21 protein-coding genes are annotated in these 24269 nt (G+C 67.3%); 10 read left to right on the top strand and 11 right to left on the bottom strand.

Annotated elements, in window-relative coordinates; all coding sequences use genetic code 11:
- The first annotated feature begins 63 nt into the window (after window positions 1-63).
- A complete protein-coding gene (locus tag AC3ANU_RS03290) occupies window positions 64-933 on the top strand; it encodes a type IV toxin-antitoxin system AbiEi family antitoxin domain-containing protein (RefSeq protein ID WP_488315428.1) in 870 nt (289 codons plus the stop codon).
- Between the two features lie 57 nt (window positions 934-990).
- Here the strand turns inward: AC3ANU_RS03290 and AC3ANU_RS03295 are convergent, their stop codons facing one another.
- The 4 genes from AC3ANU_RS03295 to AC3ANU_RS03310 form a co-directional block, all read right to left on the bottom strand.
- Entirely contained in the window at window positions 991-1983 is a 993-nt protein-coding gene (locus AC3ANU_RS03295; protein WP_196804800.1) for a hypothetical protein, read from the bottom strand.
- 167 nt (window positions 1984-2150) lie between these two features.
- Window positions 2151-3923 (bottom strand): helicase HerA-like domain-containing protein, encoded by a 1773-nt coding sequence (locus AC3ANU_RS03300; protein WP_488315429.1) that lies wholly within the window; start codon window positions 3921-3923, stop codon window positions 2151-2153.
- A gap of 48 nt (window positions 3924-3971) precedes the next feature.
- On the bottom strand, window positions 3972-4523 hold the full coding sequence (locus tag AC3ANU_RS03305) for a GNAT family N-acetyltransferase (protein ID WP_488315430.1): 552 nt from the start codon (window positions 4521-4523) through the stop codon (window positions 3972-3974).
- A 36-nt stretch (window positions 4524-4559) separates the two neighbouring features.
- Window positions 4560-6509, bottom strand: a complete 1950-nt coding sequence (locus AC3ANU_RS03310; protein ID WP_488315431.1) for an FAD/NAD(P)-binding protein — start codon at window positions 6507-6509, stop codon at window positions 4560-4562.
- A 391-nt stretch (window positions 6510-6900) separates the two neighbouring features.
- Here AC3ANU_RS03310 and AC3ANU_RS03315 point away from each other — a divergent pair, with 391 nt between their 5' ends.
- Genes AC3ANU_RS03315 through AC3ANU_RS03345 form a run of 7 tightly spaced genes read left to right on the top strand, consistent with a single transcriptional unit; the run spans window position 6901 to window position 13208 of the window.
- On the top strand, window positions 6901-7866 hold the full coding sequence (locus tag AC3ANU_RS03315) for an amino acid ABC transporter permease (protein ID WP_051081460.1): 966 nt from the start codon (window positions 6901-6903) through the stop codon (window positions 7864-7866).
- Window positions 7866-8675, top strand: a complete 810-nt coding sequence (locus tag AC3ANU_RS03320) for an amino acid ABC transporter ATP-binding protein (RefSeq protein WP_488315432.1) — start codon at window positions 7866-7868, stop codon at window positions 8673-8675. Before AC3ANU_RS03315 ends, AC3ANU_RS03320 begins: the two co-directional genes overlap by 1 nt.
- A 10-nt stretch (window positions 8676-8685) precedes the next feature.
- Window positions 8686-9747: an ABC transporter substrate-binding protein gene (locus AC3ANU_RS03325; protein WP_488315433.1), complete on the top strand. Its 1062-nt coding sequence runs from the start codon at window positions 8686-8688 to the stop codon at window positions 9745-9747.
- Window positions 9744-10580, top strand: a complete 837-nt coding sequence (locus AC3ANU_RS03330; RefSeq protein WP_488315434.1) for a DUF1684 domain-containing protein — start codon at window positions 9744-9746, stop codon at window positions 10578-10580. Before AC3ANU_RS03325 ends, AC3ANU_RS03330 begins: the two co-directional genes overlap by 4 nt.
- Window positions 10577-11668 carry an LLM class flavin-dependent oxidoreductase gene (locus AC3ANU_RS03335; protein WP_488315435.1) on the top strand — a complete coding sequence of 364 codons (1092 nt, stop codon included), beginning with the start codon at window positions 10577-10579 and terminating at the stop codon, window positions 11666-11668. Before AC3ANU_RS03330 ends, AC3ANU_RS03335 begins: the two co-directional genes overlap by 4 nt.
- Before the next feature lie 11 nt (window positions 11669-11679).
- Window positions 11680-13053: an NtaA/DmoA family FMN-dependent monooxygenase gene (locus AC3ANU_RS03340; RefSeq protein WP_488315436.1), complete on the top strand. Its 1374-nt coding sequence runs from the start codon at window positions 11680-11682 to the stop codon at window positions 13051-13053.
- Entirely contained in the window at window positions 13050-13208 is a 159-nt protein-coding gene (locus AC3ANU_RS03345; RefSeq protein WP_488316018.1) for a hypothetical protein, read from the top strand. Before AC3ANU_RS03340 ends, AC3ANU_RS03345 begins: the two co-directional genes overlap by 4 nt.
- A gap of 256 nt (window positions 13209-13464) precedes the next feature.
- On the opposite strand, the gene dctA is transcribed toward AC3ANU_RS03345, so the two are convergent.
- On the bottom strand, window positions 13465-14775 hold the full coding sequence (gene dctA / locus AC3ANU_RS03350; protein ID WP_134164971.1) for a C4-dicarboxylate transporter DctA: 1311 nt from the start codon (window positions 14773-14775) through the stop codon (window positions 13465-13467).
- A 57-nt stretch (window positions 14776-14832) separates the two neighbouring features.
- Window positions 14833-15975, bottom strand: a complete 1143-nt coding sequence (locus AC3ANU_RS03355; protein WP_488315437.1) for a PrpF domain-containing protein — start codon at window positions 15973-15975, stop codon at window positions 14833-14835.
- 128 nt (window positions 15976-16103) lie between these two features.
- Between AC3ANU_RS03355 and AC3ANU_RS03360 the strand changes: the two genes are divergently transcribed.
- Window positions 16104-17009 (top strand): LysR family transcriptional regulator, encoded by a 906-nt coding sequence (locus tag AC3ANU_RS03360; RefSeq protein WP_488315438.1) that lies wholly within the window; start codon window positions 16104-16106, stop codon window positions 17007-17009.
- Window positions 17010-17050: 41 nt separating this feature from the next.
- On the opposite strand, the gene AC3ANU_RS03365 is transcribed toward AC3ANU_RS03360, so the two are convergent.
- The 5 genes from AC3ANU_RS03365 to AC3ANU_RS03385 all read right to left on the bottom strand — a co-directional run bounded on the left by AC3ANU_RS03365 (window position 17051) and on the right by AC3ANU_RS03385 (window position 23258).
- A complete protein-coding gene (locus AC3ANU_RS03365; protein ID WP_488315439.1) occupies window positions 17051-18022 on the bottom strand; it encodes a serine hydrolase domain-containing protein in 972 nt (323 codons plus the stop codon).
- Between the two features lie 77 nt (window positions 18023-18099).
- Complete coding sequence (locus AC3ANU_RS03370; protein ID WP_056392020.1) at window positions 18100-19218, bottom strand: ABC transporter substrate-binding protein; 1119 nt, start codon at window positions 19216-19218, stop codon at window positions 18100-18102.
- Window positions 19219-19247: 29 nt separating this feature from the next.
- Window positions 19248-21032, bottom strand: a complete 1785-nt coding sequence (locus tag AC3ANU_RS03375) for an ABC transporter permease (protein ID WP_488315440.1) — start codon at window positions 21030-21032, stop codon at window positions 19248-19250.
- The gene (locus tag AC3ANU_RS03380; RefSeq protein WP_134164974.1) at window positions 21029-22126 is read right to left on the bottom strand and encodes an ABC transporter ATP-binding protein; all 1098 of its coding nucleotides are present in this window, start codon (window positions 22124-22126) and stop codon (window positions 21029-21031) included. Before AC3ANU_RS03380 ends, AC3ANU_RS03375 begins: the two co-directional genes overlap by 4 nt.
- A 40-nt stretch (window positions 22127-22166) precedes the next feature.
- A complete protein-coding gene (locus AC3ANU_RS03385) occupies window positions 22167-23258 on the bottom strand; it encodes a PrpF domain-containing protein (RefSeq protein ID WP_488315441.1) in 1092 nt (363 codons plus the stop codon).
- A 321-nt stretch (window positions 23259-23579) separates the two neighbouring features.
- Between AC3ANU_RS03385 and AC3ANU_RS03390 the strand changes: the two genes are divergently transcribed.
- Window positions 23580-24248, top strand: coding sequence for a GntR family transcriptional regulator (locus tag AC3ANU_RS03390; protein WP_223992974.1), 669 nt, complete (start codon window positions 23580-23582; stop codon window positions 24246-24248).
- Window positions 24249-24269 lie beyond the last annotated feature (21 nt).

Here is a 24269-nt window from a genome sequence, read left to right on the forward strand (position 1 = left end):
CCGTTGTCCACATAGCCTCCGTTACTTCTGCCGCAGGCCAGGGCAGGCAGGCATTGTGGCCACATGGACCCTACAGAGATCCTCAGGTCGGCCGGGGGAGTACTGCTGCGGCGTGACGTGCTGGCCGCAGGGGCTACGGAAACGGCGCTTCGGCGGGCGGTCCGGAGCGGCCGGGTGGTACGCCTGGAGCGGGGCGTCTTGGCCGTGGCGGGCGCTGATCCGGAGCTGATGGCTGCCGGCAGGGCCCGCGGTCTCCTGACATGTGCCTCCGCAGCCCCGAAATACGGCCTATGGCAGCTGCGTTCCGCCGCGACGCCCCATTACTGGCACAGCAATGGGCGGAGTGCAGCCCGATGTGTCAGCCACAGGCTTCCCCTGACCCAGCAGCCGCAGCACAGGACGCTTGCAGCACTGCCCGACGTCCTGCTCCACGCGCTGCTGTGCCTGCCGGAACTCGAATCCGTGGTCATGGTGGAATGCGCTTATAACCGCGGAGACATTGAGCCCGGCCATCTCTTCCGCCTCTTGGATGGCAATCGATGCGGCAAGGCGCGGCAGGTTCTGTCCAAGGTTGATCGTGGCGCGGACTCCCTCCTGGAAACCCTGGCCCGGGTGCTGTTCAGGGATGCCGGGATAGCCACGGAGACGCAAGTGTGGATCGAGGGAATAGGACGTGTGGACTTCCTCCTGGAGGGATTCCTCATCGTCGAGATCGATGGAATCGCCTTCCACATGGAGCCACGGCAATACAAGAAGGACCGCCGCAGGGATAACGCCGCAATACGTCGGGGCCTGCCCGTGCTCAGATTCTTCTACGACGATGTGGTTTACGCGCCGGAGTCCGTCTTGGCGCAGGTGAGGGAGGTGCTGGCGCGGGGTTCGCTGCGGTGGCCGCAGCCGAACCAGCCCAGTTTTCGACAGGACTGGGTCTAAAACTCCAGGCAGCACGTCAACTATGGGACCAAAACTGGGCCACTTTGGAAGCAGGGCCTAGAAGCTCAGCATCGGGGTGACCTTGACGGTGTCGCCGGAGACGTCCAGGCGGGTGGTGAAGCTGAAGTCCACCTCTGCGTCCAGCGGGTACCAGGCCCCGGTGAACGAGTTCTGCTGGAGCGCCTCCACCTTGGCCTTGCCGTCCAGGGGCGCCACCACCCAGCGGCCGTCGAACGGCTCCACTGATACACCCGGGTACTTGGTCACGGTCCACCGGATGGTGCCGTCCTGGACCCTGTTGTTGCTGGTGTAGTAGAAGGGGCAGTCCGGCTGGAGCTTCTGTTCCTTGACGGCCTCCGCCGCGCAGCCGTCCAGGAACTCCCGGATCTTGGCTGCAACGTCGTTCTTCAGCTTGTCCGTGGCCTGGGTCAACAGGTTGAGGGGCGCCACCGGGGCGTCCTTGGAGGTGACGGTGGCCCTGGTGGCGGGTGCCGAGAAGTACTGTCCGTCCAGGGACGCCTCGTATTCGCCCGGGTAGAACACGGCAAAGGAGTTGCGGCCGTTGGGCATATTGACCGGGACGCCGTTGACGTCAGCCTCGTTGCCGTTGACCACGGTGATATCAACGGTGGGCAGCCGGGACGGGACAAACGCCCAGGTGTTGAAGAACAGCCACTCGGTGCCGGTCTTCTGCAGGAGGAAGTCAGTGTGCAGCCGGCTGCCGTCGATGGTGTACTCCAGGGGCACCGTGACCTGGTTGTTCGGACGTTCCTCAGGGTCGCCGATCTTGATGTTCGCTACACGGGACGCCGCCGTCTGCAGCCCGGGGCCATCCAGCATTGCAGCATTGCTGGGCGGGACCGCGGCCCGCAGGAGTCCGAGTGCACGCCCGCCGTCTCCGCTCCTCAAAGCATCCAGGTATTCCCGTACCGGCTGCTGCGGGCTGGCCACGGTGTTGTTCACAACGTTGATGGCCACGATGGCTCCGGCGATGGCAAGCATGAGGCCCAGCAGCCATCCGGCCGCGATCCTCACCAACGCTTGACTCATCTGCACGTTCCTTACAGTAACGGCAGTGCGGACGCACACTAAAGTTGGCGTCCCCCCTATCTTGCCGGGCAACACCCGGTTAATGCCCGACGGCGGGTGGCCGGGCCGGCATTGACACGAGCCTTGGCGGTTCCCGGGACACCCGTTGCAGGGTGGGCGCGGCAAGGTCAGCGGCGGCGGCGCCGGGACGATGTGCCGAACACGCCGCGGAGCAGTTCGCGCCCCAACTGGGTGCCCATGGACCGTGCCATGCTCTTGAGTCCGCCGCCCAGGGCGCCGCCGAGCACTCCGCCGAGGTCGCCCATCATGCCGCCCGGTTGCGGCTCGGGCTCCCGCGACTGCGGCTGCCGGGACCGCGGTGCCCGGGGGGCCTTGGCCCGCCGTGGCGTTTCACTCGCCTCCCCGTCCTCCGCGCCGCCGTACTGGGGTTCAGGATCCTGCGTGGGAACCGGGGCCTGCGGCGGCCTGCTGCTGGGCCGGCCCAGGATTTCCTCCTCGATCCGGCGGGCTTCGGCGTCCACGTCGTAGCCGGCGGGCGCCGCAGGTTCCCCGGCCGGGGTGTCGGCCGCCGGACCCGTGGGCGCGGCCGCCTTGCCGGTGAGCTTTTCGTAGGCGGAGGGGTTGTCCACCGCTGTTCCGTACTTGCCCAGCAGCGCGGAACCGGCCACCGTGCTGCGCACCAGGGTCTCCTCGCTGGGGCCCATCAAGGACTCGGGTGCCCGGAGCCGGGTGAGGGCCACCGGCGTGGGCGCGCCCTTTTCATTCATGACGGTAGTGACGGCCTCGCCGATACCCGCTGAGGTGAGGGTCTCTTCGAGGTCGTAGTCGCTGACCGGGAACGTGGACACCGTGGCTTTGAGCGCCTTGGCGTCCTCGGGGGTGAACGCGCGGAGGGCGTGCTGCACCCGGTTGGCCAGCTGGCCCAGGACGTCGGCGGGGACGTCCTTGGGTGTCTGGGTGACGAAGAAGATGCCCACCCCCTTGGACCGGATGAGCCGGACGGTGGTGGTGATGGCGTCCAGGAAGGCCTTGCTGGCCCCGTTGAACAGCAGGTGGGCCTCGTCCAGGAAGAACACGAGTTTGGGCTTGTCCAGGTCGCCGGCCTCCGGAAGGTCCTCGAACAGGTCCGCCAGCAGCCACATCAGGAAGGTGGAGAACAGCATGGGCTTGGTCTGCAGGGTGGGCAGCTCCAGGCAGGTGACCACGCCGCGGCCGTCGGGGGCGGTGCGCAGCAGCTCGGCGGTATCGAACTCCGGCTCACCGAAGAACTTTTCCAGCCCCTGCGCCTCGAGGCCCACCAGTTCGCGGAGGATCACCCCGGCGGTCGCCTTGGACAGCCCGCCCAGTTCCTCCAGCCGGTCCTTGCCCTCGTCCGAGGTGAGGAACTGGATGACGGCGCGGAGGTCCTTGAGGTCGATCAGCTCCAGGCCGTTCTTGTCCGCAAAATAGAACACCAGCTGCAGGCTCGATTCCTGCGTGTCGTTCAGTTCCATGATGCGCGAGAGCAGGATGGGCCCGAACGAGGACACGGTGGCGCGCACAGGAACACCGTTGCCGTCCCCGCCCAGCGCCAGGAACTCCACCGGAAACGCCTTGCCCTGCCACGGCTGGCCGATGCTTTGCGTGCGCGCGGTGAGCTTGTCGCTGCCGGCGGCGGCAGTCGCCAGGCCGGAAAGGTCGCCCTTGATGTCGGCCAGGAAGACGGGGACGCCGGCTGTGGACAGCTGTTCGGCCATCATGTGCAGGGTGACGGTCTTGCCCGTTCCGGTGGCGCCGGCCACCAGCCCGTGCCTGTTCATCATGGCCAGCGGCAGCCGCACCGGCGCGTCCTTGTGGAGCTCGCCGTCGATGATGGCGGCCCCCAGCTCGATGGTGGCGCCTTCGAGCGTGTAGCCCTTCTGGATGGTGGCAAGCTTCTCTGCTGTGGTTTTGGAGGCCATGGCGCCAGCATAACCGCGGCGGCCCCGGATGCGGCGGTGGCCGGGCGGTCAGTCCCGCCGGGAATTCCGCGGAACCGGGGCGAGCTCCTTGGTGAACGCCAGCGGTCCGATGGTTTCCGGATCGGCGTCGAGGTCGAACTGTGCCTGGTAGCCGCTGGCGAGGTAAAGGTCCTTGGCTTCGGGCTGCCGCGGGCCCGTGGTGAGGTACAGCCGGGTGTAGCCGCGGGCGGCAGCCAGGGCTTCCAGCTCGGCCAGCACCAGCCGGCCCAGACCACGACGGCGGTGGGCCGAGTGCGTCCAGATCCGCTTCAGTTCCGCGGTGGTTTCGTCATACCGGCGGAACGCGCCGCCGGCGATCGACTCGCCGTCCTCCTGGATGACCAGGAGGGCTCCGTGCGGTCCCTCGAATTCCGCGGCGGGGTAGCGGTTCAGTTCCTCTGCGGCAGCCGTGCGGCCGAACAGGTCCCCGTAGCGGGTGTCGTATTCGACGGCGAGCTCGTCCAGGAGCGGCCGGACGCGCGGATCGTGCATGGGCAGGCTGAGGACCACCAGGCTGGCGGGATCAAGCGGCCTGGGACGAAGGTGTGGTTCTGCGGTCACTGGTTATTCCTTGTCACTGGTCGTTATTGTTGCCGGTCAGTTCTGTCCGGCGGCGGCTGGTTCCGGAGTCATGGCGGCCGGGGCAGACACATCCCCGGCAGCCACGCCGCGGGCAGCGCGGAGGATGGTCCGGGCCAGGGCATCGTTCTCGCGGAACGGCGCGGCGTTCGTGTTGGGCCGGGCAAAGGCGCCCGCGCCCCAGCCCGACGTTCCCGGGCCGACGCCGAAAAGGGCGGTGTGCGGCTTGCCGCCGGCCCCCACCAGCTGGTGCTGCGGGGAGACCAGGAGTTTCCCGGTGGAGTGGATGCCGTCGGAGGTCAGCAGCTGCTGCTCGCTGCCCAGGCCGCTCCCGTGCAGCGAGGCGAGCACGGGGTTCAGCGAGCGGGCCACGGACGTGGCCGGCAGCCGCGCCTCGATCAGGGCCTTCGCCGTGACGGTCACCCCGGACTGGGCGGACGAAGCAACAAAAAGCCCCATGGCCTCATCGGCGGAGACCTGGAGGCCGGGACCCAGGAACTGCAGCAGGCCGGCCCGGTGCAGCGCCAGGACCTGGCGGAGCCGGTGCGGCGGCGGACCGGAGTCCACGAAGCTGAAGAAGCCGTGCCACCAGCCGTGGATGACCTGCTGCGAGCGTGCGTTCAGCCGCTCGGGCGGGACTATGCGCCCCACCTCCATATAGACGTGCAGCAGGGCCAGGAACAGGGCAAGGGTTTCGGGGTGGTCAGGGCTGTCCCGCAGAGCCAGGTCCTGCTCGATGTATCCGGCCACCGCGTCCTGGACTTCCGCGTGATCGCTGAAGCGGCGGCCGTCGAAGGGGCGGTCCAGCCGCTCCAGGTCCAGGTGCAGGCCGGCGTCAGGGACCGCTGCGGCCACCAGGTCTTTCCGCCCGGGGCTGTACCAGTCCAGTCCCGCATAGGCGGCGGCGAACCCGTCCCAGCCCATGGCAGCGCGTTCAGGGCTTCCGGTCAGAAGCTCGCGGTAATAGTAGTAGCCGGCTTCCTTGGCGATCAGGGGCCAGAGATGCCGGTGGAAGTCCAGCTCGCCATGCTGCTGCAGCAGCGCATCCACGGCGGCGGCCGTAAAGAACCGCAACGGCCCGGGAGCCTGCCCCCGGAGGGCAGCGGAAATCTTGGAGTGGTACGGCACTCCCCGCCGGGAGCCGGCCCACAGCACCGGTTCCCGTCCGGACGGAAGGTAGCGCAGCCCGCCGTCGGACATTTCCTGGAACCTGCCGCCGCGCCCTTCCATCAGGAGGACCAGCAGGTCCACGAACGCCAGGCCCATCCCGGCGACGATGACGTCCTGTCCGGGGGCAATGGGGGAGTAGTCGACGTCGGTGGTGTAGCTGGGTGCCGCGTGGCAGCCGCCGTGCCGGGCGGCGAAGTCCGTGAAGCCGGCGGACACGGCGTCCGGGAGGGAATCGGTGTGGCCCAGGGCGGTCACCACGATGTCCGCGTGCAGGGTCCGGCCGTTGGCCAGCCCAACCTGGTGGCCGCCGCCTTTCAGTTCCGTAATGCCCACGGCGGTGGTCCGGTGGACCGTGACGCTGCGGCCCAGGGACCTGGCGGCGCGGCGGAAGAACCACTCCAGGTACTGGCTCTGCAGCTGGCGGGTGGGAAAGGTGGTGCCGGTCAGGGACCGCAGCTGGTCCCACAGCGGCTGGGGAAAATCCGGGACGTCGATGATGGAGGCGTCCAGGACGCCGGCGGCCCATTCGGCCAGCGCCGGACCCGGTGCGGCGGGGCCCTGGCAGTCCACCGACTGGTCCGTGAACATGGTGATGTCCGCGGCCATGGAGTTGAGGAGGAGCCCGGGGTCCTGGTCGTACCGCCAGATGCGGCCCGAGCCCGGGATGTGCGGCTCCACCACGTGGATCTGCAGCGGCCCGGCGAAGACGTCCGGCCGGTTGGCGGCGATCCGTTCCAGCACACCCGCCGTGCGCGGCCCGCCGCCGATGAAGACGATGGCCGGGATGGTGGCTGGCATGGGCTCTCCTGACGGCGAGTGGGTGCGGGGACGGCGCGGAAGTGGCCGTCGGAGTGCCCATGCTAGGCAGCCGTGACGACGGCGGTCGAGCACCTGGTCACGGCCGTTAACTCCGCGTCACGGCGCGTTAAGGGACGCAAAAAACCGACTCATGACGCCGTGCGAAGCCCCGTGAAGTATTGCAACCATGCGCCTTGCTGGCCCGTTCCGGCCGGTCCTAGATTTGCAGCCAGCACCCCGGGGCGAGCCGCCCCGACGCCGGGCAGTCCGGCTCCAGTCCAGGAATGAGAAGTGAGGTGGCCCCGTGAGTTCAGCAACCAGGGTGGCGCAGTCAAAGCAGCCGCAACCGGCACAGCCGCAACAGGAACAGCCCGCGGCAGCGTCACCGGCGGTGCCACCGGCAGCGCCACCGGGCAGGGCCGGCGTCCCGGAACGGGTCCCCGCGGACTATTCGTCGTACCGCGTGGTGGCCGCCAAGCATCCGTGGCGCTGGGTGGGGACTGCCGTCGTCGCCCTGGGTGTCCTGGCCGTGGCATGGTCGCTGGCCACCAACCCGCGCTGGGAGTGGGGCGTGGTGGCGCAGTGGTTCACGGCCCAGTCCGTGGTCAACGGCCTGCTGGAAACGCTGAAGCTGACCGCCATCTCCGGCGTCCTGGGGTTCGTGCTCGGCTTCATCCTGGCGCTGATGCGGCTCTCGGCGTCGCCGCTGCTGGTGTCCGTGTCCTGGACGTTCTCCTGGATCTTCCGGTCCACGCCGCTGCTGGTGCAGATGCTCCTTTGGTACAACCTGGGCTACCTGTACGAGAAGATCAGCCTGGGGATCCCGTTCACGGACGTCCGGTTCTTCGAGGTCCAGACCACCACACTGATCAGCCAGTTTGCGGCAGCAGTGCTGGGCCTGACCCTGAACCAGGCCGCCTACTCGGCTGAGATCATCCGCGGCGGCATCCTGTCCGTGGACCAGGGACAGCTGGAGGCCGCAGCCGCCCTGGGCATCCCGGCCTGGCGCCGCTCTACGCGGATCGTGCTGCCGCAGGCCATGCGCGCCATCCTGCCCACCGCGTTCAACGAGATCATCGGCCTGGTCAAGGGCACCTCGATCGTCTACGTGCTGGCCTACTCGGAGCTGTTCTACACCGTCCAGGTCATCTACAACCGCACCCAGCAGGTCCTGCCGCTGCTGCTGGTGGCCACGCTCTGGTACATCGTGATCACCTCCGTGCTGAGCGTCTTCCAGTACTACATCGAACGGCACTACTCCAGGGGCGCGGTGCGGAGCCTGCCGCTGACGCCCCTGCAGAAGGCCCGTAAATTCTTCGCCACCCACGCGGCGGTGCCCACCCGGAGGAACCCCTGATGACTGAGACCCTTACCGCCCCCACAGCCACCCGCGGCCTGGTGGAAATCACCGGCGTCCGCAAATCCTTCGGCGCCACCGAAGTCCTCAAAGGTGTCAGCCTCACCGTGGAACCGGGCGGGGTGGCCGTGATCGTAGGCCCCTCCGGCTCCGGAAAATCCACCCTGCTGCGCACCATCAACCACCTGGAAAAGGTGGACGGCGGCCACATCACCATCGACGGACAGCTGGTGGGCTACAGACTCCGCGGCGACCGCCTGCACGAGCTGCGGGAAAAGGAGATCCTGAAACAGCGCACCGACATCGGCATGGTGTTCCAGAACTTCAACCTGTTCCCGCACCTCACTGCCCTGGAGAACGTGGCGGAAGCACCCGTCGTGGCGCAGGGGCGGTCCAGGGAGGCGGCCCGCCGCCGCGGCCTGGAACTGCTGGACCGCGTGGGGCTCGAGGACCGGGCGGACGCCTACCCCCGCCAGCTTTCCGGCGGCCAGCAGCAGCGCGTCGCCATCGCCCGGGCCCTGGCCCTGGACCCCAAGATCCTGCTGTTCGACGAGCCCACCTCCGCCCTGGACCCGGAACTGGTCAACGAAGTGCTGGACGTGATCCGCGAACTGGCCACGTCCGGCACCACGCTGATCATCGTCACGCACGAGATGGGCTTTGCCCGCGACGTGGCGGACACCGTGGTGTTCATGGACCAGGGCCAGATCGTGGAACAGGGCACCCCCAAGGAAATTTTCAGCAACCCCCAGGAACCGCGCACCCGGAGCTTCTTCTCCAAGGTGCTGGAACCGGCCTTCAACATCTAAGGACCACCCCATGGCTTTCCCCACCCGCGGCCTCCGCCGCAGCCGCGCCCTCGCGGCGCGTCCCGCCGTCGTACTCCTCGGCACCGCACTCCTTGGCACTGCCGCGCTCGCCGGCTGCGCCGACCCCGGCGCCTCCGCCGCCGGCAACGCCAGCGGAGGAGCGCAGACGACGGCGGCACGCAACGGCGTGGTCTACAACACCTCACCGGACCAGCAGCGGATCCGGGGCGAGACGGACGCGGCGCTCGCCGCCAAGGTCCCCGGGCTGATCGGCAAGGACGGCAAGCTGACGGTGGCCACCACCGCCGGGTCCATCCCGCTGTCCTTCCACGCCACCGACGACAAGACGCCGATCGGCTCCGAACTGGACATCGCCCAGCTGGTGGCGGACAAGCTGGGCCTGGAGCTGGACGTGCAGGTGACGTCCTGGGAGAACTGGCCGCTGAAGACCCAGTCCGGCGACTTTGAGGCTGTGTTCTCCAACGTGGGCGTGAACAAGGACCGGGTGAAGCTGTTCGACTTCGCCAGCTACCGGGCCGCGTACATGGGTTTCGAGGCCAAAAAGTCCTCCACGCACAGCATCAAGGGGGCGGACGACATCTCCGGCCTGAAGATCTCCGTGGGGTCCGGCACCAACCAGGAAAAGATCCTGCTGGCGTGGAACAAGGAGCTCGAGGGCAAGGGCAAAGCGCCGGCCACGCTGCAGTACTACTCCTCCGACGCGGACACCATCCTGGCGCTGTCCTCCGGCCGGACGGACCTGAACATCGCCCCCTACCCGTCCACCGTGTACCGCGAGAACACCCGGGACGACCTGAAGGTGGTGGGCAAGGTCAATGCCGGCTGGCCCTCCGAGACCCTGGTGGCCGCCACCACCCTCCGCGGCAACGGGCTGGCACCGGTCATTTCCGAGGCCCTCAATGCCGTCATCAAGGACGGCTCCTACGGCAAGGTGCTGGAGCGCTGGGGCCTGTCCGAGGAAGCGCTGCCGGAATCCAAGACCATCACCGAAGAGAACTTCGCGGCCACGCAGGCATCGGCCGGCGCGGCCCCGTCAGGGAAGGCATCATGACCGCACAATCCACCGGAACCGCCCTCGAATCCTTCGACGCCGACTGGCAAGAATGGCACGCCGCCCACGAACAGCACCGCGCCCACCCGCACGGCTTCCTGGCGGTGACCCACCTGCACTGGCTGGGCAGCGAACCCGCCCGGCTGGAAGGCGCCCCGGGCACCTGGAGCGTGGCGGCCGACGTCGTCCGCGTCCTTTTGGAGCCGGGCGACAGCCTGCAGCAGGACGGCAGGGAGCTGAACACTGCGTCCGGGGCCACCGTTGAGCTTGGCCCCATCGAGGAGCGCGGCGGCATCAACCTGGTGTCCGGCGAGACCGTCATTGAGCTGGCCAAGCGCGGCGGCGAATACATCGTCCGGCCCCGTCATCCGGAAAACCCGCTGTTGCAGGCCTACCAGGGCACGCCCGCCTACTCGCCCGATGCCGCGTATGCCGTGCGCGGAACCTATGTGCCGTTCGAGGCGCCGAGGTCCACCACGGTGGGCGCCGCCGTCGAGGGCATCCAGCATGTGTATGAGGCGCCGGGCGAGATCCGCTTCAAGCTGGCCGGCCGGGAGCTGGCGCTGACCGCATTCAACGGCCACGCCCCCGGCGCCCTGTCCGTGCTGTTCACAGACCAGACCTCCGGCAAGACCACTTATGCCGCCAACCGCTCGCTGTCCGTAGTGCCGGCCGCAGACGGGTCCGTGCTGCTGGACTTCAACCGGGCCGTGAACCTGCCGTGCGCGTACACGGACCTGGCCACCTGCCCGCTGCCGCCGGCGGAAAACCGGCTGCCGGTGGCCATCGAGGCCGGCGAGAAGATTCCCTACGAACGTCAGGACCAGCAGTGAGCATCTCTTCAACCCGCCAGGGAGGGTTCCTTGCCCTTGAGCTCGACGGCGCCGGCTGGGACGGCGCGCACCTCACCCGGGCCGTGCTGGCAGCAGAGTCCGCGGGCTTCCATGCAGCAACCTTCACCGACGCAGCCGCTACGGTCCGCGCCAACGCGCTGCAGCGGGCGGCCTTCGCCGGGCCCGCCACCCGGACCATCGCCCTGGTACCCGAGGTGGACACCGTCTACACCGAGCCGTTCCACATCTCCACCCAGCTGGCCAGCCTGGACTACGTGTCCGGCGGCCGGGCCGGGTGGATCGTGACGGCAGCCGAATCGCCGGAGGCTGCTGCCGCCGTCGGACGCCCGTCCGTGACCGGCGCTGCACTGGGTCAGGAGGCCGCGGCGTCCATCGAGGTGTCCCGGCGGCTGTGGGATTCGTGGGAGGACGACGCCGTGATCCGCGACGTGGCCACCGGCCGGTACATCGACGTGGACAAGCTGCACTATGTCGATTTTGATACGGCGGTCGATTTCGAGACTCGTGCCGATTTTGCCGGCGCCGGCTATTCCGTGAAGGGACCGTCCATCATTCCGCGGCCGCTGCAGGGGCAGCTGCCCGTGCTGGCGCCCGCGTCCCTGCTGGGGGAGGTTCCCGCGGACGCCGTGGATGCCGTCCTGGTGTCCGCACCTGCCGCCGAACTGCTGGCGGCAGAGGTCCGCGATGTGCGGTCCCGGGTGGCTGCCGGCGTTGCAGTGGTCGCCGAGCTCGACGTCGTCCTGGACTCCCGCGGGCAGGCCGCGGCGGGGCGGGTGGCTGGCTTTGGCTCCGGCCGTGCTAACTACGCCGGTTCCGCCGCCGGTCTCACGGACTTCCTCACGGAACTCCTGAAGGAGGCCGACGGCGTGCGCCTGCACCCGGCGTCGCTCTTTGTCGACCTGGAGGAACTGGGCCGCCTGGTCCTGCCGGAACTGCGCCGCCGCGGAGTCCTCCGCCCGGTGGTGCAGGACGGCACCTTCCGCGACCTGCTGGGGCTTTCACGCCCGGTGAGCCGCTACGCCACCGCCGCATCCAACGCCGCTGCGCCCGCCGGCGCGGGAAAGTAAGGGGAACCACCGTGACACAGCACAACCGTGCTAAATCCGATGTCTTTGTGCCGTCGGGCCAGATCCAGTTTGGGGTCTTCTTCCAGGGCGTGAACTCCGGCACCATCTGGAAGGCCGCCGAATCGGGCTCGCAGACGGACTTCGAATCGTTCCGCCGCATCGCCCAGACCGCCGAGCGGGGGCTGTTCGCCGCGTTCTTCCTGGGCGAGGGGCTCCGCCTCCGTGAACACCTGGGCCGCCCGCACGCGCTGGACGTGGTGGGCCGGCCGGACGCGCAGACGATGCTGGCCGCGCTGGCCTCGGTGACCACAAACATCGGGCTCGTGGCCACCCAGAACACCACGTACAACGATCCCGCCGACCTGGCGCACCGGCTCGCGTCGCTCGACCTGATCTCGGGCGGGCGTGCCGCGTGGAACATCGTGACCACTGACAATGCCTGGACCGGGGCCAACTTCCGCCGCGGGGGATACCTTGACCACGCTGACCGGTACAAGCACGCCGAGGCGTTCGTGGAGACGGCCAAGCGGATCTGGGATTCGTGGGAAACCCCGGACGGTCCTGCCCGGCGGGTGGTGCACCAGGGCCAGCACTACACGGTGGACGTGACGCCGCGGCTGCCGCGTAGCGCCCAGTACCGCCCGGTGCTGTTCCAGGCCGGCGACTCGCCCGAGGGCCGCAACTTTGCCGCCCGGCAGGCTGATGTGATTTTCTCCGCGCACCCCAAGTTCGACGACGCCGTGGAGTTCCGCAAGGACCTCGTGGAGCGGTCCCTGGCCGCTGGCCGGGGTGCCAACGCCGTGCAGATCGTGCCGGCCAGTGAGTTCATCCTGGCGCCCACCGCTGCGGAGGCGGCGGCGAAGAAGGAGTGGGTGCGGAGCCTGCAGATCGGCCCGCAGCAGGCCATCGCCTACCTGGAGCAGTTCTGGGGCCGCGAGCTGTCGTCGTACGATCCGGACGGACCGCTGCCGGAGATCGATCCGGTGGTGGAGGAAACGTCCGAGACCCGCGGCAGCGGCTTCCACGGCGCCAAGGCGCGGCAGCTGGCGGACCAGTGGCGGGCCGAGGCCAAGGACAAGGGGCTGTCCATCCGGCAGTTCGTCACCTCCCGCACTGCACGGGTGGATTCCACCTTCACGGGTTCGTATGTTGAGGTGGCGGACCAGCTGGCCGAGTTCGCGCGGGTGGGGGCGGTGGACGGATTCAACATCTCGCCGTGGCTCATTCCCTCCGGACTGGACGACATCGTCAACCACCTGGTGCCGGAGCTGCAGGAACGCGGGGTGTACCCCACGGAGTACCGCGGGAACACCCTGCGGGAAAACCTTGGCCTGGAGACGCCGGTGCGTTCTTCGGATGCGGCTGCTGAGGCGGTCCGGGCGTGATGCGGCTGATGCGGCTGGCTGTTTTTGCTGGAAGGGACGACGACGGCGGCAAGGTGGGTGCCGTCGTCGACCCTTCCGCGGGGGCCGGTTCCGTTGTGGCTGGTTCGTCCGGGACCGTCAGCCTGCAGCTGACGCTGTGGGAGCAGTGGGTCTAGGGCCTGTTGCCGCCCTGCCTCGCAGTGCCCAGGCTGACGGCGTGGCCCCAGGGCTGGGGCGCTAGTCGGTTTCCGGGCTCTGGCAGTAGAAGCAGGTGCCGGCGTCGCAGTCTTCTGCAGTTTCCTGTTCCGTTTGGCGCTCACTCATCTCGGGTCCTTTCCGTGCGGATTGTGAAGTAATACCCCTTGCAGGGGTTTGCCCGGGACCCCTGCTGGGATCCCGGGCAAACACTGATGGTGGTGGGCTGGCGGCCGGTTAGTGGGCCAAGGCCGGTTCGGCCAGCTGAACCTTCTCCGCCTCGGTGGGCACGAAGCCCGCCTGGAGCTCGGAGCGGAGCTTGACCATGTCCAGCTCACCCTGCCACTTGGCGATTGCCACGCAGGAGACGATGTTGCAGACCGTGCTGGTGAGGGCACGGGCCTCGCTCATGAAGCGGTCGATGCCCACGATGAGGGCCACGCCGGCCACCGGCAGGGTGGGCATGACCGTCAGCGTCGCCACCAGGGCCACGAAACCACTTCCGGTGACGCCCGCCGCGCCCTTGGAGGTCAGCAGCATCATGCCGAGCATCAGCAGGATCTGGCCCCAGCTGAGGTGGATGTCGCAGGCCTGGGCGATGAACATGGAGGCGAGGGTGAGGTAGATGGCCGTTCCGGTCAGGTTGAAGGAGTAGCCGGTGGGGACCACCAGGCCCACAACGCTGCGGTCGCAGCCGATCCGTTCGAGCTTGGACAGCAGGCGCGGCAGGACCGGTTCGCTGGAGGACGTGGCCAGGACGATCAGGAACTCATCCTTGAAGTAGCGCAGGATCTGCCACAGGCTGAAGCCGGTCACCTTGGCCAGGATGCCCAGGCCGACCACCACGAAGACGATGCAGGCGGCGTAGAAGGCAAGGATCAGCATGCCGAGGTTTCCGATGGAGTGGGCGCCGTACTTGCCAACGGTGAAGGCCATGGCCCCGAAGGCTCCCAGCGGAGCCACCTTCATGATGTAGCCGAACATGATGAAGAGCAGCTTGTTGAAGCTGTTGACCACGTTCAGGGCCAGCTGGCCCGGTGCGCCGAGCTTGCTGAAGGCAAAGCCGCACAGCATTGCAATGACCAGCACGGGCAGGACCTCACCGTCGGCGAAGGCGCCAACGAAGGTGGTGGGGATGATGCTGAGGATGAAGTCCACGGGGTTGCTGCTGGGCAGTTGCGTGGTGTACTTCTGCGCCACCGAGGAGTCCAGGTGCGTGGGATCGATGTGCATCCCGGCGCCGGGCTGGAACAGCGTCACCGCGGCCAGGCCCAGGGCCAGGGCGAGTGCCGTCAGCGCGTAGAAGAGGCCAAGCGAACGGATCAGGGTGGGGCCCACCTTCTTGGTGTCCCGCAGCGAGGTGATGCCTCCGACGATGGTGCAGAACACGATGGGGGCGATCATGAACTTCACGAGTTTCACGAAGCCGTCGCCGATGGGCTTGAGGGACGAACCGAGGTCGGGCCACAGTGCGCCCACAACGACGCCGAGGGCGACTCCGATGAGTACCTGGACATACAGGTGTCCGAGGATGGATTTGATCTTCATTGAACAACTTCCTGGTTGGTGCGGCCCCTTAATGATGGGGCAAAGAGATAAGGGGTTTTAGGCAGACAGCTCGGCGGCCGGGGCCACGTCGATATCTGCGGTGGCGATGTGGCGGGCTGCCTGGTGGAGGGCCACTTCGCTGACGGCGCCGGTGTCATCGGTGATGATTTCGGCGGTGATCACGCCGGCGGGCGTCCCGACCCGCAGCAAGCGGGGAGTTCCGGTGCCGGTGGAGGGTGATTGGCCTGCTGCGTTGGCTACGACCGATGACTGCAGCGAGGATGCAAGGGCAACTGCCACGGCTGAGGTCAGGCCGATGGCCGGGTGGGGTGCGAGCATGGACAGCATCCGCACCCGCACGTCGTGGCTGCCGGCGGTGATGGTTGTTCCGTCCGCGGTGATGTAGTCGCCGGCTGGCGCCACAACCCCGACTTTCGGGACAGCGTTCTGCGGCGGATCCTCAGGCTTCCGCAGCCCCATGATGAGGCCGGCTGATGCCCGTGCCGCGATGAGGTCCGGCAGCTGGGCGGTGAGGTTGTCCGTCATTGAGGAAAGATCGACGCCGGCCTGGTCGGCTGCGAGGAGCACGGCAGGGGCGCCGGCGTCCACCATCGTTGCGCCCAGGGTCCTGCCGTTGACCTGGAGTTGGTCCACGGTGTTGCCGGTAGGCAGGAGTGCACCGGTGTTCTGGCCCCAGGGGCCGTGGAACGAGAGGCTGACGGGAACACCGGCGGCGCTGCTGCCCGGAACCCGTGCCAGGCCGGACTTGGGAATGTGGCCGCCGGGAGTTGGAACCGCTCCGCTGAGCACGGCGCCGGAAGTGACGTGGCGCATGCGGACCTTGGTCATGCCGTCCCGGGCGGGAACGATGCCCGTCTGGACGGCGAACAGGGCAATGGCGGTGGCGCAGTTGCCGCAGTTGGAACCCAGCTCAACGGTGGGGTCACCGATCCCTACCTGGGCGAAAAGGTAGTCGAGGTCTGCCTCGGCACCAGGGGTTGCCCAGATGACCGCAGCCTTTGACGTGGTGGACGTTCCGCCCCCGACGCCGTCCAGCTGCCGCGCATCCGCTGCGCCGAAAGCGGCTGACAGCAGTGCGGGGATTTCCTCGCGGGTGGGGGCGTGGAGGGCCACGTCCCTGGCATCGAAGAGCCAGCACTTGCTGGTGCCGCCCCGGTACCAATGTCCTTTGAGTCCCACTGTATTTCTCCCTCGTAACTTGCAGGTGCTCTACTTCACAGCACCTTGTACTTCTACGATCCGGGATGGGATCCTTCAGCGCAATCGCAAATAAATGGACGACTATCTACTTTTGCTAAACTCAGTGCATGGCAATCCTCGATCTCCACCGGCTCCATGTGCTCCGTGAGGTGGGCCGTTCCGGCTCCCTGACCTCGGCTGCTGCCGCCCTTTCCTTCACCACCTCGGCGGTGTCGCAGCAGATAGCCAAACTCGAGCAGGAGATGGGCGTGGTCCTCATCGAGCGCCATCCCCGGGGCGTGGTCCTGACCGAGGCGGGGCACGCCCTGCTGCACTACGCCGACGACATCGACAGGACCGTTGAAGCCGCCCGTGCCGAAATGGGGGAGTTCGCGGGCCTTCGGCGGGGCCAGCTCCGGCTTGGGACCTTTCCCACCGGCGGGGCCTCCCTGATGCCCGACGTCGTGCTGGCGTTCCGCGCCCGCCACCCGGAGGTGGCAGTGACGGTTGTCAGTGCCCGCCGGGACGGCCTGCTGGAACGGCTGCGGCGGCGGGAAATCGAACTGACGCTGCTGTGGGACTATCCCTGGCAGCAGATCGAGGACCCTGACCTGGCCCTGGTCAGGCTGATGAACGATCCAACAGTGCTGCTGGTACCGCGGGAGCACCCCATTGCGAAACTGGGCTCGGTCCGCATCGGCGCCTTGAGCGACCAGGAATGGGTGGTGCGCGACGAGCACCCCGTGGCCGATGTCCTCAGCCGGGTATGCCGCGACGCCGGGTTCGAACCGCGGATCGCCTTCGCCGCCAACGATTACCAGGAGACACAGGGCATGGTGGCGGCCGGTATCGGGATCGCCCTGGCACCCAGGCTGGCGCTGACGGCCCTGCGCCCCGACGTGGTGGCGGTCCCGCTCGCCGGATCGCCGAAGCGCCGGATCCTCCTGGCCCACCTGGCAAACCGGCGGCTCAGCCCCGCGGCGCAGCAGGCAACCAAGGTGTTCCGTTCCATCGCCAAGGGCACGGCTTCCTGACAAAGGAGGGTGCCGCCGTCGTACGGTGCCTTTCCTGACGCCTACCGGGCCAGGGGCCCGGCAACCAGAGCCCGGGCAAGGTCCATGAAGTCGGCGTGGGTCACCGGAGCGGGGCCTGCCGTCGAGGCAGCTGCCGTGTGGGTGTTCCGGGCGACGGCGAAGCCGTCGCTGACGAAGCGCCGGTGCACAATGACGCTCCCGATCGCCGGCAGGACCAGCAGGAACTGGCCGTAGTTGCCCTCCGCCAGGAACGCCCCCTCCCACTGCGGGCCGGATTCCCGGGGGAGCCACCACAGGTAGCCGTAGTCGCAGGTGCCAAAACCGGTGGCCGGCGCCATGTCTGCGCGCCTGACATGGGTGGCCACGCTGTCCCTGACCCACTCCCGGGGGACATGCTGCCGTCCCTCCCACTGGCCGCCGGCAGCCATCAGCATCCCGATCTTGGCCAGGTCCCGGGCGGAGAGGAAGAGGTGGTAGGCAGGGAAGGCGGACTTTCGGGCGTCCCCGAGCATTCGCTGGCGTGTGGGGTCGTAGTCGTCGAACCCCAGCGGACCGGCCAGGTGCTTCTGGAACGCTTCGAAGACGGTCAGGCCGCTGGCCTTCTCGAAGATCGCGCCGGCGGCGTTGAAATCCCAGTTGTTGTAGAGGAAATACTGCCCCGGTGCTTTTGTGCCACGTGAAGGGAAGGCATCCTCGTCACTGCCCGGGCTGGAGGGCGGATGGTAGACGCCCGAACGCGACGTCAACAGGTCACGGAGCCGGGCCGTCCGCTCGATGGGCAGCAGGCCGCCAACATCATCAACACCGAACTCATCGAGTGTGGCGTCGAGGCTGGCCGTGCCGGCGTGCACCTGGATTCCGAAAAGGATCGAGAGCAGGCTTTTGCGCACGGAGGCGACGTAGCTGGCGCGGGTGGTGTCGCCGAGTTCAAGGATGGTCCTGCCGTCCTGGCGGACCAGCAGGGACGAGGTGTTCCGGGGCACCGGAAGTGCGGGGACGTGGACGGCGGTCACGGGGCTCCTGGTGGTGGGTGAATGAAAAAGCCCGGGGACCCGGCGGAGGCCGGGTCCCCGGGCACGGGATTGCGGGGTTACTTGGTGTAGCCGAAGACCTGGTTCCACTTGGCAAGGTCGTCCTTGCCGTAGGTCACGGCGTCGGTGTTCTGCATGCGGTAGACCTTGCCGGAATCGACGGCGGGGAGCGTCACGCCCATGATGGTGGGCGGTGCCACGTCGGTGCGGACCGGGTATTCACCGATCTGCGCAAAGACCTGCTGGCCCTGCTTGGAAAGGTTGTAGTTCATGAAGACCTTCGCGGCTTCCACGTTCGTGGCGGTGCCCGTCATGCCCAGGTAATAGTCGTACGAGACGAGTCCTTCCTCGGGGACGATGAACTTGACCGGGGCCTTGTCCTGGACGGCCGAGATGTTGGTGCCGCTGATGGTGACCGTGCCCACGGCCACTTCACCGCGGGCCAGCGCCGTGGCCTCAGCACCCAGGGAGTCGTAGATCTTGGGCTTCTGCGCAGCGTACTTGGCGAAGTAGTCGCCGCCCATCTTGGTTTCCATGAACCTGTTCAGCGCAGCGGTGCTGCCGCCCGAGCCGCCCTGGACGATGCCCAGCTTGCCCTGCCACTTGCCGCCGACGGCATCCGCCCAGGACTTGGGGGCATCGGCTTCCTTCACCAGCTGGGTGTTGTAGCCCAGGGTGTAGACGGAGTTGAACATGCGGGTGAACTGGCCGCCGTCCACGGAAACGTCCTTGAGGGCCGAGGCGCCGGGTACGTCATAGGCCTTCCAGACCTTGGCGTCCTCCATGGACTTGGCAATCCGGTAGTCGGAGGTGCGGATGACGTCGGCGCTGAGCTTGCCGGCGCCCTGTTCGGAGAGAACGCGTTCGGAGAGCTTGTTCGGGGTGAGCCGGACGACGTTGACCTTGATGCCGGTGTCCTTGGTGAAGGCGTCAACCAGCGCGCTTTCAGAGGAATCGGTGTAGCCGGAGTAGAGGGACAGGGTCTGGGTCTTGGCCTTTTCGTAGGTGTCCTTGTCCGCGATGGATTCGCCGTTGATCACCAGTCCGTTGTCGGTGTTCACAGCTGCGGTGGCAGTGACCACGCCGGCACTCTGGGCGGGGCTTCCGCACCCGGCCAGGCTGAGGGCGAGCAGCACTCCGGCTGCGGTGAAGGCGGGAAGTTTGGACGCTAACTTCATTGTGGGTGTCCCTTTCAAAGGTGGTGAGGTCAGTTCTTGGTCTTGCGTTCGCCGCCGACTTTTTGGGCGATGACGGCGAGGATTCCGATGACGAGGCAGTACAGGACGCTGACGGCGGCAGCTGCCTGGCTCTGGCCGTTGTCGAAGTTGTCGAACACGAGGATGGACAGGATCCGGGTGTTCGAGGTGAAGAGGAAGATGGAGGCGCTGAGCTCACGCATGGACAGCATGAGGAACAGCAGGAACGAGGACATGATGCCGACGCGCATCAGGGGCAGGGTGACGTCCAGGACGGACCTGGTCCGTCCGGCGCCGAGCATGACCGCGCTGTCCTCGAGGTCCTGGTCCATCTGGAGCATCGATGCGGAGACGCCGCGGTAGCCCTGGGGCATGAACACTGCAACGCAGGCGACGGCGAGGATCGCCAGGGTGCCGTAGATGGGCAGGGGCAGCAGCAGCCAGGTCCAGAGCAGTCCGATGCCCATCACGATGGCGGGGACGGCAAGGGGGGTCATGGCGACCAGTTCGATCAGCCGTCCCACCTTGGACTTGGTGCGGTAGCGGATGTAGGAGGCGATGAAGCTGAGGGTGGTGCCGGCGAATGCCGCGATCAGGGCCACCAGGACGCTGTTCTTGAGGGCGAGCTGGAAATCGTTGGATCCGAGGACTTCGATCAGCTTGGCGAAGCTGAGGGAATTGGCCTCCAGCAGCTGCGACATCGAGGACACGAAGGGGGTGGCCTGCATGGACGCGGCGAGCAGTGCGAGCATGGGCAGGACGACGGACACGGCGAAGTAGGCCAGGGCCAGGATGGTGAAGGGCCAGCGCATCTTGCGCAGCGGCACCTGCCGGGGACGGTTGCCCTTGCCGGTCATGGTGGTGAATTTGCGCTTGTTGATGATGCGCTGCTGGATGAGGGTCACGGCCATCAGCGCAACGGTCAGGATCACGGCGACGCTGGCAGCCTGGTTGCTCTTGGCCGGAGTGGCACTCATGAGGCGGTAGATATAGGTGGGCAGCGTGTCCACGCCGGCGGGGTTGCCGATGACCTGGGCCACGGGGAAGTTCTCCATGGTCAGGGCGAAGACCAGGACGGCGGAGCCCAGGATGGCCGGCAGGGCCAGGGGCAGGGTGACGGTCCGCAGCATGGTGCGCAGCGGAGCCCCGTGGACGGTCGCTGCCTCTTCGAGGTCGGCGTTCATCATCGACAGCGAGCTGTGCAGCAGCAGGAAGGCGTACGGGGCGTAGAAGATTCCCAGCACGAACACCAGGCCCGGGAGGCTGTAGATGTTGATGGCGGCGTCAATGCCCAGGTCGCGGAGGAAGATGTTGATGTAGCCGGCGCTGGGCGAGCAGAGCAGGGACCAGGCCAGGGCGCCCACCAGGGCGGGGATGAACATCGGCGCCATGCCGATGAAGAAGATGAACTTCCGCCACGGCGCATCGGAGCGGGCGCACACGAAGGCCAGGAATGCGCCGATCAGCAGGGCGATGAGTGCCGAGCCTGCACCGACCATGAGCGAGTTGACCAGGGCCCCGAGTGCTTCCGGGGTGGCCAGCAGCGCCAGGTTGGACAGCGTCAGGCCGCCCAGGGAGATGCTGCCCGGCCGGGGAACGCTGTCCGAGAACGCGGCGAGCAGGACCAGGGCAAGGGGGAGGACGATGAGGACGCCGAGGATCACCAGGACGATCAGGCCCGGCGTGTTCTTCCGGAGGCCGGCAAGGGTCCGGGCAGAGCGGTAGTCCCGGGGTTCGGGCTTCGGTGCCAGGCGGGCCTCGACGCGGCTGGCCGCCTCGGTGGTCTTGAGGCTCATGCGAGCACCTCAGCCGGCAGGATCTGGACTTCGCGGGGGTTGACGGTGACCCACACGCGGTCCCCCACCTTGTGCTGTTCGCCGCGCCTCAGCCCGCCCAGTGCGTCCAGTTCGGGCCCGGATTCCAGCTGGATCGCGTACCGGATGTCGTTCCCCTGGAAGCCCGCCACGCGTACCGTCCCCGGCCACGAGTTGGGGTGTTCGGTGGGCATGGCAGTGATCTGCAGGTCCTCGGCCCGGATGCAGACCTTGGGGGATGCGCCCGCATCACTGGCCTGCTGCGCCGACTGGATGGTGAGCTCACTGTTGGCGATGCGTGCCGTGGTGGCGCCGGTGGCCGTGCCCTCCGGGGTGCAGTCCATGATGTTGGAAACACCCAGGAAGTGGGCGATCGAGGCGCTGGCGGGTGCCTCGTACATGTGCTGCGGGGCGCCCATCTGCACAATCCGGCCGCCCTGGAGCAGGGCGATGCGGTCTGCCAGGGCGAAGGCTTCGTGCTGGTCGTGGGTGACGTACACGCAGGTGAGCCCCAACTGGAGCTGGATCTCACGCAGTTCAACCCGGAGCCGGTCACGCAGGCGGGCGTCAAGGTTGGAGAGCGGTTCGTCGAGCATGAGCACGCTGGGCCGCATGACCAGGCTGCGTGCCAGGGCCACGCGCTGCATCTGGCCACCGCTGAGCAGGCTGGCGCCGCGGTCGGCGTAGGGCTCCAGGCCGACCAGCGTGAGCGCCTCCATGACGCGCTCATCGATTTCGCTCTTGGAGAGCTTCTTCTGCTTGAGCGAATAGGCAACGTTCTGGGCAACCGTCATGTGCGGCCATACCGCGTAGGACTGGAAGACCATGCCGACGTTGCGCTTGTTCGGGGGCAGGTTGATGCCCTTTTCGGAGTCGAAGACCACAACGTCGTCGATGATGATCCGCCCCGAGGTGGGCTCCTCCAGGCCGGCGATGCAGCGCATCGTGCTGGTCTTGCCGCAGCCCGACTGGCCCAGGAGGACCAGTGCCTCGCCGTCTTCAATGTCGAGGTTGAGGTTTTCGATGGCAGTGAAGCTTCCGTACTTCAGCTGCAGGTTTTGAATGCTGATTTTCATGGCTGATTCCTTGGGCTGGGTTTTTCCTGTAGGGGTTTCTTCAGTCACTTGGCACCAGGATGGTGCTTTCGCTGATGACGCGGGCCGAGCGTTGAAAGGAGACTTCAGCAGGATCGGCTGCATCCAATGCCAGCGCCGTCTTGCCTTTCAGTAAGTGGATAAAGAGTCCGGCCTCCGCCGCCGGAACCACGTTGCGCTGCACCACGCTGCCTGCGGTCCCCGAAGCAGCCGCGACGGCGACCGCGCTGGTGAGGCCGATGGCGGGGTGCAGCGCGCTCATCGAGATCATCCGGGCCGAAACGCCGGTTGCGCCTGCGGGCGGAGGGCCCACGACGCCAACCTTCGGAATGGAGCTGAGGTTCTGCGGCAGCCCCATCCTGCGGGCGGCCGCAGCGCGCAACTGCGGAGCGATCCGGACCAGCGCCTGCAAGGCTTCCTCGCTGGCGGTTGCGTCCAGCCCCAGGTCCTGTGCGGCAAAGAGTGCAGCCGGGGCGCCCGCGTCGATCAGTGTCGCCTGGTACCGCTTCCCGTCGACCTCGATGTCATCCGTGGCGTTGCCTGTGGGGAACTGTGCACCGTAGCTGGACCAGGAGGACTTCTGGAAGATGACGTCGATGGGGACGCCGGGGTAGTGCTGGCCGTCGAGGCGCCGCCCGCCGTAGGCCGGTACCTGCGCCCCCGGTGTGGGGATCTCGCAGACGAGGCGCAGCCCGGTCACGGTGTTCAGGATGGGGACCCGGGTGACTTCCCCGGTGGGAGCGACCAGCCCGGCATGGAGCGCGTAGAGGCCCAGCGCTGTTGCGCAGTTGCCGCAGTTGCTGGCCCACTCGACTGCCGGCTTGTCGATGGCCACCTGGGCGAACCGGTAGCGGACCGTTCCGTCCCGGTCGGTGCCGGCCACGGTAATCGCCTTGCTGGTGGTTGACGAGGCGCCGCCTACTCCGTCGATCTGGCGGAGGTCCGGCGAACCGAAGGTGCGGATGAGGAGACGGTCCGTCTCCAGGGCGTCAGCCGGAAGGTCCTCGTCCCGGAATATCCAGCACTTGCTGGTGCCGCCACGGACGAGGGTGGCCGGCACCGGGGTGACCGGGAGGGTGCCGGCCTGCGGCTCTTCCCTGAATAGAAGCGTCATTGGTTCTCCTGAAAAACCCCGGGCTACCGTGTGCAGCCGCCAGATGAATGTTCAAAGCTGAGCAAACCGGAATCCGATAATTACCATGCTGTATGGCGTTGGTCACAAACGGTATACCGTTTATATGACTTAAGCAACAGTCCTCAAAAGATGAATACCGAAAGGGGAGTATGGGTGCCTGGCGCTGTTGGGGAGAGTGTGCGAAATATCGGCACGGTGTTCACAGCCCGCCGGAACGGTATGCAGTGCGCTAGAATTGCGGCTAAAGGTATGGCGCCGGCGCGTCCTGCCGCTTGTTTGCATGAAGACCGGAGGCCGCCCGTGGCGTCGCAACCAGAGACAAGCCCCTACCTGATGATCAGGAACGCCATCATCTCGCAGGAGCTGCCTCCCCGTGCCCAGCTCGTTGAAAGCGCCCTGGCCAAGAAGTACAACGTCTCCCGGACGCCCATCAGGGAAGCCTTGCGGCGCCTCGAAACCGAGGGGCTCGTGGAGCGCTACGGTTCACGCATGCAGGTGCGGGAGTACCGCCCGGAGGAGATGCTGGACCTCTATGAGGTGCGGACCTTCCTGGAGGAGGCGGCCGCAAAAACTGCGGCTCTCCGGCACACGGACATGGACCTGATGCTGATCGACCGCGCGCACCAGGCCATGGTCACCCTTGATTTCGATGCTGCCACTCCGGCTGAACTGGCCGCCGCCAACCGCACCTTCCATGAGCGCATCTGGGCCGCCAGCCACAGCGCCGCCCTCCTTGACCTGCTCGACCGGATCCTGGTCCACTTCATCCGCTACCCCGGCACCACGCTCTCCACCAAGGAGCGCTGGGACCGCGTGCTGAAGGAGCACGAGGAGCTGCTGGTTGCCATCCGCGCACGGAACGCGGAGGAGGCCGGCCGCATCGCCAGCGCCCACATGGACGAAGCAAAGAACATCCGCATCCAGATGTACATCGACGCCCAGGAAATCAGCCACCCGCGCCTGGGGTAGCCACCACCTCCGGCACTCACC

This window comes from Arthrobacter sp. SDR-2R, from assembly GCF_057747955.1.